Source organism: Celeribacter halophilus, from assembly GCF_018860305.1.
GTDB classification, from domain to species: domain Bacteria; phylum Pseudomonadota; class Alphaproteobacteria; order Rhodobacterales; family Rhodobacteraceae; genus Celeribacter; species Celeribacter halophilus_A.
Genome location: NZ_JAHKPE010000031.1, coordinates 359,822 through 374,027 on the forward strand (window position 1 = coordinate 359,822; position 14,206 = coordinate 374,027).

The window sequence follows — 14,206 nt, forward strand, 5'->3', positions numbered from 1 at the left end:
CAATGACAATTAAAAGCATTCACGGCTGTATCGGCTGCGAGGAATGTGTGAAATCCTGTCCTTGCGACGTGATCCGGATGGAGAACGGCAAGGCCAAGATCACCTACCCCGCCGATTGCCAGATCTGTCACCTCTGCCGGATGTATTGCCCTGTCGACGCCATCGAGATGTCGCCGGAGAAATCCATCCCCGTCATCGTCTCCTGGGGGTAGGTCCATGTCCCGCAAAGCTTTCGCCCTCATCGTGACCGGCCTTGTCGCCGCCATCGGTGTGCCGGTCTTTTTCTACATGCTCAGCGACGCGCCTTTCCGCTCCGCTTTCAAGGACGCGCTGTCGCTTCTGACGCTTGTCGCTTTCTCCCTGCTCATCGCGCAATTCTATCTGACGCGGGGCAACACGCCGGTGACGCAGGAATTCAAACCCGCATTGGTGCAAAAACTGCATAAATACCTCGCCTACACCGCAATCGTCGTGATCCTCGCGCATCCCTATCTCATCGTCGTCCCGCGCTATTTTGAAGGCGGGGTCGAGCCGTGGACCGCCTTTGTCACCATGCTCACGCAATTCTCCAACATCGGCATCCTCAGCGGCATTCTCGCGTGGCTGGTGCTGGTGGCGGTCGGGATCACCGCGTTTTTCCGCCGCAAGGTCATGCGCAAGATGCGCAAGAAATATCGCGGCTGGCGCGGGCTTCATGCGGTGCTGGTGCTGGGTTTCATCCTGCCCGCCCTGTTCCATGTGATCATGCTCGGACGACACATGAGCCTCGGACTGGCGATCTACTTCTGCGCCGCACTCGCCTTGGGCCTTGTCCTTCTGGCACGGCTCTATCCGGACCGCATCCCGTTCGCATCAGTCGGCAAATCCATCGGCGCAAAATTCCATAAGGCGGAGGCACATCCCCAATGACCAGCCCAATGACCGAGAAAACCACCAATCCCCTCACCTCCCCGACCCGCCGCAGCTTTATGGCCATGGGCGGTGCCGTGGCGGGCCTAAGCTCCATGGGCCTTGCCGGATGGGCGCAGAACGATGTCGAGATCGACGTCACCACCCTGACCAACACCACCTACCAGACCGATGTCCTCGTGATCGGCGGCGGGATGGCGGGGCTGTTTGCCGCCGTGAAAGCCCATGACGCAGGGGCCAAGGTGATGATCGCCTCCAAGGGCCGCGTCGGCTCCTCCGGCCTGACACCCTTTGCCAAGGGCTATTTCGCCTATGACCCCGACAAGGAAACCCTGAGCATCGACGAATTTGTCGAAAAAGTCTCACGCTCGGCCTATCGCACCAACAACCCCGTCTACACCCGCCAGCTTGCCGAAAACTCTCTGGCGCGGGCCAAGGAGTTGCAGGACTGGGGATTCTTCGACACCACACTGGCGCACCGCCCCTTTATGGTGCCGCTGGAGGCCCGCAACATCCCGATTGTCGAACGGCTGATGATCACCCGCCTCATCAAGGAAGACGGGCGCATCGCCGGTGCCGCCGGTTTCCTGCTGGATGCCGAGAAAACCGTGACCATCGCCGCCAAATCCATCGTGCTGTGCACCGGCGCGGGCGGGTTCAAACCCAGCGGGTTCCCCGTCTGCGACCTCACCCATGACGGCAGCATCATGGCCTATGAGATCGGCGCGAAGATCACCGGCAAGGAATGGAACGACGGACACACCGGCCGCTCCGTCAACCCCGCCGCCTGCTATGACGGCTGGGGCGATATGTTCGAACTGACGCCGAGCATGAATTCCGTCGAGGTGCATCACGATCTGGGCGTCGACGTGAACTATCAGGCCTATATGCAGGGCAACCCGATCAACATGGGACCGGGCACCCCGCCCGATGCGGAACAGACCATGGTCGAGGGCGGCCCTGTCACCCCGAGCGAGTTTCAACGCTCCGGCCCTCCGGCGGGGGGCGAAGGCGGACCTGCTGGCGGGCCACCTCCCGGCGGCGGCTCACACGACGGTCCGTCGGGCGGTCCTGCGGGCGGTCCGCCTCCCGGTGGTCCGGGTGGTGGACCAGATGGCGGACCGGAGGGCGGACCTCCCGGCGGCGGAACCCAGCGCGGCTTTGCATTGGGCGGGGCCTCTGCGGGCATGGCCATTCACAAATCCGAAGGGCTCGTCCCCGTCGATGACCGCTGCGCCTCCAATGTCGCGGGACTTTATGCCGCCGGTGACGCCTTGGGCAGCCATATGTCCGGCGGCATCTACACCCAGATCGGCTCCTCTCTGGCAGGCTCCGCCGTGCAAGGCGCCATCGCAGGCGAAGCCGCCGCCGAATACGCCGCCGCACATCCGCTTGTGGAGATCCCCGCCGAGACGCTTGCCACCATCACCGACGAGATCCTCGCCCCGCTCAAACGCGAGGCGGGCTACGGTCCGGCATGGGTCACACAAACGCTTCAGGGCGTGATGATCCCCAATTTCGTGCTCTACGTCAAAAAACAGAGCATGATGCAGGCCGCACTTGCCTATATCGAGGAGTTGCGCGACCACCACGCCCCGATGCTGCGCGCGGCCAATATGCACGAACTGCGACTGGCCCACGAGACCCGCAACATGATCCTGAGCGCGGAAATGAAACTGCGCGCCTCGCTCATGCGCACCGAAAGCCGGTGCAGCCATTACCGTCTGGATTATACGGAAATGGACACGGAGAACTGGGAGGCATGGATCAACATCTCCAAAGCCGAAGACGGCACGATGCAACTGGAAAAACAACCCTTCAGCGCATGGCCCGAACAGGCATAACACAGGGCCGAAACCGGTAAAACAAGGCGTGACCTCTCTACGGGTCGCGCCTTTGCTACAGTAATTTTCTACAGCAATTTTCTACTGCAAAAAGACACGAAAAACCGCATCGATTTCACCGCCCGCGCGGGGTGTCTATTTCCAATCCGAATTCTGTCCCTATATTGGTTGGACCCCTTTCAACCAGACCCGAAGACACAGCCTTTATGCGACCGGACACGATTGTCAAAATGCCTTTGCGGACCGAGAGATGTCCGACCTGCGCCCTGCCCGTATCGGGGCTGAGCCGGCTTGGCGATGCAGGTTCGGAAGCGATCCCGTTCCGGCGCAAACAGGCGCGGCACAAAAGGCTGGTCTCTGGGCACACAGTTTTTCCTTCCACCTGATATTTCAAGGCGACACACTCTTGATGGACCTCATTGCTCAATCCACCTTCGGCGAAGTTTCCATTCTTCTTGTTATGGCGGCCGTGATCGGTTTTTTCGGCCTGCTTCTGAGACAGCCGCTCATCGTCAGTTTCATCGCGGTCGGTCTGATCGCCGGTCCTTCCGTGCTGGATGTGGTCCAGTCGAGCGAACAGATCCTCCTGCTTTCCGAACTGGGGATTGCGGTGTTGCTGTTTCTGGTCGGCATCAAACTTGATGTGAAGCTCATCCGCTCTCTGGGGGCGGTGTCGCTTTTGACCGGTCTCGGACAGGTCGCCTTTACGTCGGTTTTCGGCTATCTGATCTGTCTTCTGCTGGGGCTGGGCCATGTCACCAGCCTCTATATCGCGGTGGCGCTCACCTTTTCCTCCACCATCATCATTGTGAAGCTGCTCTCGGACAAGCGCGAGATCGACTCGCTGCACGGGCAGATCGCCTTGGGCTTTCTGATTGTGCAGGATCTGGTCGTGGTGCTGGCGATGATTGTGCTCTCCGCCATCGGCATCGGCAGCGAGGCGGGCGGTCATGGCGGCGGATCGGTGCTGGCGGTGCTGGCCTCCGGCATCGCTCTGGTGGCGCTGGTGGTCCTGTTTGTGCGCTATGTCGCCAATCCGCTGACCGAGCAACTGGCCCGCGCGCCGGAGCTTCTGGTGATCTTTGCCATCGCACAGGCCGCCATCTTTGCCGCGATCAGCGATTTCACGGGGCTGGGCAAGGAAGTCGGCGGTCTGCTGGCGGGGATCTCGCTGGCCTCCACCCCCTACCGCGAAACCATCGCCGCGCGGCTCGCCCCGTTGCGGGATTTCCTGCTGTTGTTCTTCTTCATCGCGCTCGGCTCCACGCTGGACCTGTCGCTGCTGGGCGCGCATGTGTTGGGCGCCATCCTGTTGTCGCTCTTCGTGCTGATCGGCAACCCGCTGATCGTGCTCGCCATCATGGGCGCGATGGGCTACCGCAAACGCACAGGCTTTCTCGCCGGTCTCACCGTGGCGCAAATCAGCGAGTTCTCCCTGATCTTCGTCGCTATGGGCGTCTCCTTGGGCCATGTGCAGGAGGACGCCTTGGGGCTGGTCACGCTCGTCGGCCTCGTCACCATCGCCATGTCGACCTATATGATCACCTATTCCCACAAGCTCTACGCCGCCTGCGAACCGCTGATCGGCATATTCGAGCGCAAGGGCACCCCGCGCGAGCCGAGCGAGACCGGCGCCCATAGCCAGCACAGCTATGCCATCATCATCTTCGGCCTCGGGCGGTTCGGCACCGCCATCGGTCTGCGCCTGAAAAAACACGGGATCGCGGTGCTGGGCGTCGATTTCAACCCCTATGCCGTGCGCCGCTGGCGTGATCTCGGGATGGACGCGGAATTCGGAGACGCCACCGACCCCGAATTTATCGCGGAACTGCCGATGCAACGGGCCGGATGGGTGGTCTCCACCATCCCGATCCACCCCAGAGGGCTAAGCTACGAAGACAGCCGCCGCACCCTGTTGCAACTGGTGCGCGCCGCCGGTTTCCAAGGCCGCATCGCCACCACATCACACGCCACGCAAGACACGCAGGACCTGCTGCAAGCCGGTGCCGATACCGTCTTTGAACCGTTTCAGGACGCCGCCGACCGCGCTGTAGACCTGCTGCGAGGCGGTGAAAAGGAATCCCGTACGGATATACCCACGATCGAGACCGAGGACAAATCCGCCCCCTGATACAACCCACAGGCCGCGCCTCCCCAACAGAGGCGCGGCTGCCCAAGACAATGGCCAAAGACATTGGCAAAGAAGAACGGCAAGCGATAACTTGAACGATCACTCAAATATTATTTGAACAATCACTCAAGACCCCATATCGTCCCTTCATCACCCCGTTTGCATGAAGAGACAGACCATGAGCCGCCCGACCCAATATCAACGTGACACCGCCCTGGAAGCCGCCATGCAGGTCTTCTGGCAAAAAGGCTATCACGCCACCTCGCTCAAGGATCTCGAATCCGCGCTGGAGATGAAACCGGGCAGCATCTATGCGGCATTCTCCAGCAAGGAAAATCTCTACCTGCTCTCACTCGACCGCTACTTCGACCGCTCGCTGACCCGTTTTCAGGACCTCATGGAAAAGGCCCCTTCCGCGCTCACAGGGCTGGCCGACCACCTGCGCGGCTTTGCAAAAATGCCGCCACAGGACCACGCCCGTCAGGTCTGCATGTTGACCAAGACGCTGGTGGACACCACCAACACAGACCCCGAAATCGCGGCACGGACCAAAGCCTATCTGGAACGTATCCGCGAGGCATTCACCGCCGCATTCGAACGCGCCAAGGCCGAGGGCGAACTGGCCCCTGACGCCGATTGCGCACGGCTCGCGCGCCGGTTTCAGGCCTCGATCTCCGCGATCCGCTTCGAGCTGCATCTGGGCACCGATCCCGAAGACATCACCGCACTGGCCGAGGATTTCGCCCGCGAGATCGAAGCCCTGCGCCAAGACACATAAAGTCAAGATAAGGACAACAGATATGGCCGAATATATCCCCCCGAAAGTCTGGACATGGGACGCCGAGAGCGGCGGCGACTGGGCCAAGATCAACCGCCCCATCTCAGGTGCCACCCATGACAAGGACCTGCCCGTCGGCAAACATCCGATCCAGCTCTATTCTCTGGGCACGCCCAACGGCCAGAAGGTCACGATCATGCTTGAGGAGCTTCTCGCCCTTGGCAAATCCGGTGCAGAATATGACGCCCACCTGATCCGCATTGGCGAGGGTGACCAGTTCTCCACCGGTTTCGTGGACGTGAACCCGAATTCGAAAATTCCCGCCATGTTTGACCGTGACACGGGGATTCGCGTGTTCGAGAGCGGCTCGATCCTGTTGTATCTGGCGGAGAAATTCGGCGCGTTCCTGCCCGAAGACCTCGCGCATCGCACCGAAGTGATGAACTGGGCGTTCTGGCTGCAAGGGTCCGCGCCCTATCTTGGCGGCGGTTTCGGCCATTTCTACGCCTATGCGCCGGAGAAATTCGAATATCCGATCAACCGGTTCACGATGGAAGTAAAGCGCCAGATGGATGTGCTGGACCGCGAACTGGCCGAGCACCGCTATCTGGGCGGCGATGACTACACCATCGCGGATATGCTCACATGGCCGTGGTATGGCAATCTCGTGCTGGGCAATGCCTATAACGCGGGCGAGTTTCTCGATGTGGAAAGCTACACGCATCTGCGCCGCTGGGCCGAAGACATCCTTGCGCGTCCCGCCGTCCAGCGTGGCCGCATCGTCAACCGGACCTTTGGCCCCCTGAACGAACAACTGCACGAGCGCCACGACGCCTCGGATTTCGATCTGAAAACCCAAGACAAGCTTGCGCCCGAAGGCAAGGCATAATCTCTCACGCACAGGACACATCATGTTGAAATTCTATTACCACCCGACGCCGAACCCGCTGAAAATCGCGCTCTATCTGGCGGAAACCGGCCTGCCCTACGAGCTGGTGCCGGTGGACACCGCCAAAGGCGAGCAGCACACGCCGGAGTTCCGCGCGATCAACCCGAATGGCAAGGTGCCCGCCATCGAGGATGACGGTGTGCGCGTCTTCGACAGCACCGCGATCCTGCTCTATCTGGCCGACAAGACCGGCCAATTCGGCGTGGCCCCCGAGTTGCGCGGCGAATTGCTTTCGTGGCTGATGTTCATCGGCACCGGCCTTGGCCCCTTCTCCGGCCAGTGCGTGCATTTCCACCACATGGCCCCCGAAGACCTGCCCTATGCCAAGAACCGCTACATGCGCGAAACCGAGCGCCATTATCAGGTGCTCAACGACCATCTGAAAGGCCGCGACTTTATTGTGGGCGACAGCTATTCCATCGCGGATATTTCCGCATGGGGCTGGGCCATCCGTGCACCGCGCGTTCTGGGCGGCGAAGGGCTGGCCCGTTTCCCCGAGGTCGCACGCTGGTTCGATGCCATCAACGCGCGCCCTGCCGTGGAAAAAGCCTACAAGATCGCGGAGGGCGAGACCTTCAAGACCCCTGGCGACGAACCGTCGATGCGTGCGCTCTATCCCAGCAACTTTGTGGACAGCTGAGCGGTTCCACGAGAGGGCCGGCCACGCGCTGCGGCTCATCCGTGATGCGAGCTTTATGATCTCTGGGCGTGCCGTCATGGCGCGCCCTTTTTGCTGTGTTCATATCCTATGTTCACATCCCGCGCGGTATGGGTGCTCTGGGGCGGGTCTGAGGTGCGGATTTCGATCTCTGCCCGCCGTCCCGGATCGCTCCCGCACCCGACAAAATGCCCGACACGTGTCCGACGCGAAGCCGACACAAATCAGACCGTCCTTCAGGCCCGCTTCAAGGCTGTGCAACCGGCATCGGGAGGTCTGCGAAAAAACTGTCTTCACAGATGTGAAACTGCCGGATTTTTCACATGCACACGGCGCTCAATCTGCTATTCAGATTCTATGGATATCGTTCTCATCACCGCCATTATCTCTGCGCTTTTTCTTGTCATCGGTCTTGCCGAACCCCTCGCCGTGCGCTTGCGTCTGCCCTTCAGTGTGATCCTCGCGGCCTTGGGGATTCTGATCGGTATGGGGGCGATTTTCTTTCTGCGCACGGACCTCACAGATGCGCTAAACCCCGTTGCAGAAGCGATTTTAGCCCTGCCGATCCGCTCCAACGTCTTTCTCTACGTCTTCCTGCCGACCCTGCTGTTTCAGGCCACGCTGGGGATGAACCTGCGCCGGATGATCGACGACTGGGTGCCCATTCTGATGCTTGCCATCGTCGCGGTGGTCGTGGCCACCTTGAGCGTCGGCTATGCGCTGTCGATGGTCAGTTCCATGCCACTGGCGGCCTGTCTGCTGATCGGCGCGATTGTCTCCACCACAGACCCTTCGGCGGTGGTCTCGATCTTCCGCTCCGTCTCCGCCCCGCGCCGCCTCGCCCGCATCATCGAAGGCGAAAGCCTCCTCAACGACGCCGCCGCCATCGCCCTTTTCGGCCTCTTCATGGGCTTTGTAACACTGGGTCAGCCCGACCCGAAACTGTCAGATGCCCTTGCCCAGTTTCCCGTCCTGATCGTCGGCGGCGCGCTGACTGGCTGGATTCTGGCGCGGGTTGCGGTCTGGCTTATGGCGATCTTTGCCAATCACGAACTAGCACAACTCTCGATCTCCGTCGCCCTGCCCTATCTCGTCTATATCGGAGCGGAACAAAGCGTCGGAGCCTCCGGTGTGATTGCGGTGGTCGCAGCAGGGCTGACCCTCAACCTCACCGCCCCCGGACGGCTACCGCCGCAGTCATGGGCCAATCTGCGCGAACTCTGGAACATTCTGGCGCATTGGGCGGGTGCGTTGATCTTTATTCTTGCCGCCCTGCTGATCCCGCGCCTGCTCGAAGAAGTGCGGCTCTCGGACATCACCCTGATCGGCGTGGTGGTGCTTGCCGCCGTCGTCGCCCGCGCCCTGATCCTCTATGGTCTGCTGCCGCTGCTGTCCTTCCTGAAACTCTCCCCCGTGGTCGAACGCCCCTACCGCGTGGCCATGCTCTGGGGCGGGCTGCGTGGTGCTGTGACGCTGGCGCTTGCGCTGGCCGTGACCGAAAGCCTGCGCGTCCCCGACGACATCCAGCGTCTCGTCGGCATCCTTGCCACCGGCTTCACCCTGTTCACGCTGGTCGTGCAAGGGACAACCCTGCGCTGGGTCATCAAGAAGCTCGGTTTGGATCAGCTCTCACCGATTGACGAAGCACTCTCCCGTCAGGTTGTCGCAGTCTCGCTCCAGACCGTGCGCGAGAAAGTTGCCGAGATCACAAGCAATTACGACCTGAGTCAGGACATTGTGCGCGCGGAGGCCAAACGGTTTGGCGGGCGTCTTGAAAAGGCCATCCAGTCCACCGAAGACGGGGCCGACATTCTGGACAAAGACCGCGTCACGCTCGGCCTGATCGCGCTGGCCGGTCACGAGCGCGACACGATTTTGCTACGTCTGCGCGAAAAAACGATCTCCGCACGCATGGCCGAACAACTGCTGAGCGATGCCGATCAACTCATCGAAAACGCCCGCGTCGGAGGCCGCAACGGCTACCAAAGAGCCGCAAAACGCAGCATTGCCTACGGCCCCGGCTTTCGCGTGGCGGACTTCCTGCACAATCGCTTGCAGATTTCGGGCCCGCTCGCACGTATGACCGCAGACCGGTTCGAACTGCTCCTGTCCCAAAGACTGGTTCTGCGTGACATGGACCGGTTCATCAGCGGTCGTATCCGCCGGATTCACGGGCGACGCATTGCCGAGTTGCTGCGCGAGATGCTGGCGCGACGGGTGGAGACAATGGAAACCGCCTTTGAAGGGCTGCGCCTGCAATACCCCGGTTATGCCGAAAAACTGGAACGCCGGTTTATCCGCCGCACCACGCTGCGCCTTGAGGAGCAGGAATATACCGCCATGCGCGAAGACGGGATGATCGGGGCCGAGGTTTTTACCAAGCTGATGCAGGATCTCGCAGAGAAACGCGCAAAAGACGAGGCACGCCCCACGCTCGACATCGCCTTGCAGCGGATCGAACTGGTGCGGCAATTCCCGCTCTTTTCCGAAATGGATGACGCCGAGATCAAGACCCTCGCCCGCGCCTTCCAGACCCGCTACGCCAAGGCCGGAGAGATCATCCTGCGCAAGAACAGCGCCGACAAAAGCGTCTATTTTATCGCCTCCGGTGCGGTTGAACTTCAAAGGGCCGCGCAAACATGGCGGCTCGGGCGCGGAGATATGTTCGGGCTTATGGCCATGACACGCAACAAAGCCCGCCGCGCCGATGTCCGCACCATCGCGCCCACCACACTTTTGCGGCTCAACGAACAGAAATTCCGCCGCCTTCTGGAGCGCAGCACGGCCCTGCAACAAGCACTCAAAGAAAGCGCCGAAAAGCGCGGGATCGATATAGACGAGCTGCTTCATCCCGAGGTCTGAGCCGGAGCGTTTTTCGGTATCTGTCTGAACGCGCCGCGCCATTCGCCACATCTGCGGCCTGGCTTCGCGCCTTGCGGCGGACCTCTCCGCGCGTGCACGGCCACCATCACAAAACTGTCACAAAAATCGGCACAGGCGCGCGTGCGCTCCCTCTTCGGAACGCACACAAAGCTGTGCGGTTCAATGAATAGAATCGCGTAAAACTCCTGCATTTCCTCAGACTTCTTCAAACCCCTGTTACATTCCGGTGGTATTGGAAACGCTCTCTGTCCCGATTTTCGGGACGATCCACGCCGAATTCCCTGATGCCTGATATTGCGAGACACGGGGGCGTTTCGCATAGCAAAGGCGCAACGAGCCGAGACCTGTTTCCTCTCATTTCCCTCTCGAAGGAGCCTACCCATGTTCAAAAAGATCGCGACATCCGCCATTGTCATGATGGCCGCAGCCGCCGCCTCTGCCGACGACCTGACCGTCTATAGCGCAGGCCCGAAACCCCTGTCTGCTGCTCTGGCAGAAGCCTTTACCGCCAAGACCGGCATCACGGTCAACCTGTTCCAGTCCACCTCCGGTAAGGTGATGGCCCGCTACGAAGCCGAAAAAGCCAACCCTCAGGCCGATGTGCTGATCTCCGCCTCATGGGGCCATGCCATCACCCTCAGTGATGCGGGAGAATTGCTGCCTTACACCTCGCCCAACGCCGACACGGTGCCAGCGTCGCTGAAAACCGAAGACTATGTTGCTCAGGGTGCCGCCGCGATTGCGATGGTCTACAACACCTCGCTGGGTCTGCCCGCTCCGGCCGAATGGTCCGATCTGACTGATGAGGCTTACAAAGACATGGTGACCATGCCCGATCCCTCCGCCTCCGGTGCGGCGCTGTCTCTGGTGCAAGGTCTGGCAAGTCAGGACGCCGATGCGGCATGGTCGCTGATGGGCGCACTGAAAGACAACGGCATGATCGTCCCCGGCGCGAACGCAGCGGCCCTGAACCCCGTTCTTTCCGGCGCGCGCGGCGTTGTGTTCGGTGCCGTGGACTACATCGCCCTCGGTCAGAAAGCCAAAGGGGAAGCCATTGAAGTGGTCTACCCCGAAAGCGGCACTGTTCTGGCCCCGCGTCCGATCATGATCCCCGCCACCACCGACCAAGCCGATGAAGCCAAGCAGTTCATGGACTTTGTTCTCTCCGACGAAGGTCAGGCACTGGTTGCCGATCGCATGATCCTGCCTGCGCGCACCGACATCTCCTCCAAACGCGCCGGTTGGGACGAGCTTTCGCTGATCGATTTCGATTACGTCAAAGCGGCAGCCGAGTCCGAAGACACCATCGCGGCTTTCAAAGCGGCTGTTGAGTGATGACGCCTGCCTCGGCACATAAAACGACAGGAGGCGCAATACGCGCCTCCCTTTTCCTTGCCACGATGGGGCTGGCCTTTGTCATCGTCGCCCTGCCCATTCTGGCGATCATTCTTTTTGCCATTTTCCCGAAACTGAATGCCCTGTCCTTTGTCGGCGCCCTCAGCAACCTCGCACCGCATCTTGATGATCCGCGCCTTGTGCAAGCCGTGTTCAATTCTGTCTCGCTCGCGCTTTGCGTTTGCGCGCTCTCGACCCTGCTGGCTGTCTCTGCCGCCCTGTTGCGCGTCCGGCTCGGGCGGCGCGGCGCGGTCTGGGATGTTTTGTTCCTTGTGCCCTTCCTGATCCCGCCCTTTACCGGCGCTTTTGCATGGATCCAGCTGGGCCAGCGCAACGGTTTCGTCGAACAAATCCTCGGTTTCAACCTTAGCGCCGTGCTCTACAGCTTTTTCGGCATCGTCATGGTCATGGCGCTCAACCTCTTCCCGATTGTCTATTTCACGACCTCCAGTGCCTTGCAGATCGTCGGGCAGCGATATGACGACGTGGCGCGCGTCTTCGGCGCCAATCCCCTGCGCCGCCTTTTTCGCATCGTCTTGCCACTTGTGGGCGCCGCCATTGTATCGAGCAATCTTCTGGTCTTCATCATGACCGTCGAAGAATTCGGCACCGCCGAAATTCTCGGCCGGCGGGTCGGCATCGATTTTGTCGTGACCTATATTCACGAAAAACTCAGCGATTGGCCGATTGACCTGCCCGGCGCGTCTGTGCTGTCGCTGATCCTCATCGCCATCGCCCTTTGCGCCTATTATCTGCACTTGCGCCTGACACAAAGGGTCGCCACATCCGTGGACGAGGTGCAAAACCCTTCGCACCGGTCACAACTTGGCCCGCTGAGCACTGTGGCAAGTCACATCGCCCTTGGCATACTCGCCTTTGTCGCCGTCGCGCTACCACTTCTGTCCATCCTGCTCAGCGCGATGATGGAGCGCATGTCCGGCGGGCTGGTCCGGTCCAATCTGAGCTTCAAAGCCTTTATCGAACTGTTCACCACCCATGAAGAAGCCCTCGGCGCAATCGGCACAAGCCTTCATCTGGCGAGTGTCACCGCGCTTGTCACCGTGAGCATCGGTATTCTGGCGGCGTTCTTCATCGTCAGATGGCGCACGGTGCTCTCGGGGCCTCTGGATTTTCTACTGACCCTGCCCAATGCCATCCCCGCTATGACCGTAGCTGTCGGATTGATCCTTGTCTGGAATCAGGCGTTCTGGCCTTGGACGCCTTACAACACATGGTGGGTGATGCTTCTGGCCTATACCTGCATCATGCTGCCCTATCCGGTGCGTATGATCACCAGCACCCTGCGCCAACTGCCCATGTCGATGCAGGACGCCGCCGTGGTCTATGGCGCCAGTGATCTGGGCGTGATCTTGCGCGTCAACGGTCCGGCCCTGCTCGGCGTCTCGGTGGCCTCCGGCTTTATCGTGTTTTCCATCGCCTCGCGCGAGCTTGTGACCTCGTTGCTCCTGACACCGCCGGGGTTCGAGACCGTCTCCACCTTTGTCTTCCACCAATTCGACCAAGGCTCTGTCAATACAGCCATGGCAATGAGCATTGTCTCGGTTACGATTTCCGGCAGCTTCATTGCTCTGGGCCATGCCCTCAACCGTTTCCGATCAGAGAAAGGTCAGTGACCCGTGATCCATATTCAGAACCTGCGTAAACGCTTTGGACAGACCGAGATTTTGAAAGGCATTGATCTGGAGATCATGGAGGGGGAATTTGTCACCCTTCTGGGCGAATCCGGCTGTGGGAAATCCACCTTGCTGCGGATCATCGCAGGGCTGGAGCACGCAGACTCGGGGCGCCTTACCTATAACGGCACGGCTCTGGATGAGCCCGCGCACAGCCGGTTTGTCCCCACCCAAGCGCGTCAGTTCGGCTTCGTCTTTCAGGACCATGCGCTGTGGCCGCATCTTACCATTGACGAAAACATCGCCTTTCCTCTGCGCAGCTATGGCTGGGCCAAAGACGATATTGCTCCACGCGTGGCGGAAGTTCTGGGGCAAGTGCAAATGTCGGCCCATGCGGGAAAATATCCTCGCCAACTGTCCGGCGGCCAACGTCAGCGTGTCGGGATTGCCCGTGCGCTCGCACTGTCGCCCAAGGTCATCCTGCTCGACGAACCACTCGCCAGCCTCGATTCAAACCTGCGCGACGATCTGGGGCATGAAATCCGCAAACTGGCCAAACAGTTCGGCCTGACCTGTATCAACGTCACCCATGACCGGCGCGAGGCGCAGATCCTCTCCGACCGGATCGCCGTCATGGCAGGCGGTCAGATTCAACAAGTCGGTGCACCTTTGGACATCTTCTCCCAGCCCAAGACCGTCGGCATCGCCAAATTCGTGAACGCGGGCAATATCGTGCCGCGCGATGTTCTGACCACAGGCACGCGGGCCTCATTTGCAGAGGCTTGGGAGACAGACTGGGTTCTCGTGCCGCGCAACGCCCTGCACATCGTGCCGGAACACGGCGATATAACGGCGCGGTTTCAAGACATGGTGTTCATCGATGGCCGCTTTGAAATCAAGGTCGAGACGCAGGGGCAAAGCCTTACGTTCTTTTCCGAAACGCGGCCTGCGCCTGTGGAGCACATCGAATTGCGCATTTCGCATGAACATGTCGTGCCCCTGTCGGCTTAACGAGACGCACGCCC

The 14,206-nt window shown here is 60.5% G+C and carries 11 protein-coding genes; all 11 read left to right on the forward strand.

Going from position 1 to position 14,206, the window contains the following annotated elements:
* Nucleotides 1–2: 2 nt before the first annotated feature.
* The 11 genes from KO492_RS13575 (at nt 3) to KO492_RS13625 (ending at nt 14,192) form a co-directional block, all read left to right on the forward strand.
* On the forward strand, nt 3–212 hold the full coding sequence (locus KO492_RS13575) for a 4Fe-4S dicluster domain-containing protein (protein ID WP_066607733.1): 210 nt from the start codon (nt 3–5) through the stop codon (nt 210–212).
* A 4-nt stretch (nt 213–216) separates the two neighbouring features.
* Entirely contained in the window at nt 217–909 is a 693-nt protein-coding gene (locus KO492_RS13580; protein WP_216045449.1) for a ferric reductase-like transmembrane domain-containing protein, read from the forward strand.
* An 8-nt stretch (nt 910–917) separates the two neighbouring features.
* The gene (locus KO492_RS13585; RefSeq protein WP_216045450.1) at nt 918–2,753 is read left to right on the forward strand and encodes an FAD-dependent oxidoreductase; all 1,836 of its coding nucleotides are present in this window, start codon (nt 918–920) and stop codon (nt 2,751–2,753) included.
* 409 nt (nt 2,754–3,162) lie between these two features.
* Nucleotides 3,163–4,884 carry a cation:proton antiporter gene (locus tag KO492_RS13590; RefSeq protein ID WP_252735526.1) on the forward strand — a complete coding sequence of 574 codons (1,722 nt, stop codon included), beginning with the start codon at nt 3,163–3,165 and terminating at the stop codon, nt 4,882–4,884.
* Nucleotides 4,885–5,062: 178 nt separating this feature from the next.
* Nucleotides 5,063–5,662 carry a TetR/AcrR family transcriptional regulator gene (locus KO492_RS13595; protein WP_216045452.1) on the forward strand — a complete coding sequence of 200 codons (600 nt, stop codon included), beginning with the start codon at nt 5,063–5,065 and terminating at the stop codon, nt 5,660–5,662.
* Nucleotides 5,663–5,684: 22 nt separating this feature from the next.
* Entirely contained in the window at nt 5,685–6,551 is an 867-nt protein-coding gene (yghU, locus tag KO492_RS13600) for a glutathione-dependent disulfide-bond oxidoreductase (RefSeq protein ID WP_216045453.1), read from the forward strand.
* Nucleotides 6,552–6,573: 22 nt separating this feature from the next.
* On the forward strand, nt 6,574–7,251 hold the full coding sequence (locus tag KO492_RS13605; protein WP_216045454.1) for a glutathione S-transferase family protein: 678 nt from the start codon (nt 6,574–6,576) through the stop codon (nt 7,249–7,251).
* A gap of 375 nt (nt 7,252–7,626) precedes the next feature.
* Nucleotides 7,627–10,131 carry a cation:proton antiporter gene (locus KO492_RS13610; protein WP_216045455.1) on the forward strand — a complete coding sequence of 835 codons (2,505 nt, stop codon included), beginning with the start codon at nt 7,627–7,629 and terminating at the stop codon, nt 10,129–10,131.
* Between the two features lie 402 nt (nt 10,132–10,533).
* Nucleotides 10,534–11,487, forward strand: a complete 954-nt coding sequence (locus KO492_RS13615) for an ABC transporter substrate-binding protein (protein WP_216045456.1) — start codon at nt 10,534–10,536, stop codon at nt 11,485–11,487.
* On the forward strand, nt 11,487–13,181 hold the full coding sequence (locus KO492_RS13620; RefSeq protein ID WP_252735569.1) for an ABC transporter permease: 1,695 nt from the start codon (nt 11,487–11,489) through the stop codon (nt 13,179–13,181). Before KO492_RS13615 ends, KO492_RS13620 begins: the two co-directional genes overlap by 1 nt.
* A 3-nt stretch (nt 13,182–13,184) precedes the next feature.
* Nucleotides 13,185–14,192, forward strand: a complete 1,008-nt coding sequence (locus tag KO492_RS13625) for an ABC transporter ATP-binding protein (protein WP_216045458.1) — start codon at nt 13,185–13,187, stop codon at nt 14,190–14,192.
* Nucleotides 14,193–14,206: the final 14 nt, after the last annotated feature.

Bases quoted from the DNA above. Each gene is read 5' to 3' on its own strand.
- KO492_RS13605 (WP_216045454.1), top strand. From the start codon at position 6,574: ATGTTGAAATTCTATTACCACCCGACGCCGAACCCGCTGAAAATCGCG.
- KO492_RS13620 (WP_252735569.1), top strand. From the start codon at position 11,487: ATGACGCCTGCCTCGGCACATAAAACGACAGGAGGCGCAATACGCGCC.
- KO492_RS13590 (WP_252735526.1), top strand. From the start codon at position 3,163: ATGGACCTCATTGCTCAATCCACCTTCGGCGAAGTTTCCATTCTTCTT.
- KO492_RS13580 (WP_216045449.1), top strand. From the start codon at position 217: ATGTCCCGCAAAGCTTTCGCCCTCATCGTGACCGGCCTTGTCGCCGCC.
- KO492_RS13585 (WP_216045450.1), top strand. From the start codon at position 918: ATGACCGAGAAAACCACCAATCCCCTCACCTCCCCGACCCGCCGCAGC.
- KO492_RS13575 (WP_066607733.1), top strand. From the start codon at position 3: ATGACAATTAAAAGCATTCACGGCTGTATCGGCTGCGAGGAATGTGTG.
- KO492_RS13610 (WP_216045455.1), top strand. From the start codon at position 7,627: ATGGATATCGTTCTCATCACCGCCATTATCTCTGCGCTTTTTCTTGTC.
- yghU (WP_216045453.1), top strand. From the start codon at position 5,685: ATGGCCGAATATATCCCCCCGAAAGTCTGGACATGGGACGCCGAGAGC.
- KO492_RS13615 (WP_216045456.1), top strand. From the start codon at position 10,534: ATGTTCAAAAAGATCGCGACATCCGCCATTGTCATGATGGCCGCAGCC.
- KO492_RS13595 (WP_216045452.1), top strand. From the start codon at position 5,063: ATGAGCCGCCCGACCCAATATCAACGTGACACCGCCCTGGAAGCCGCC.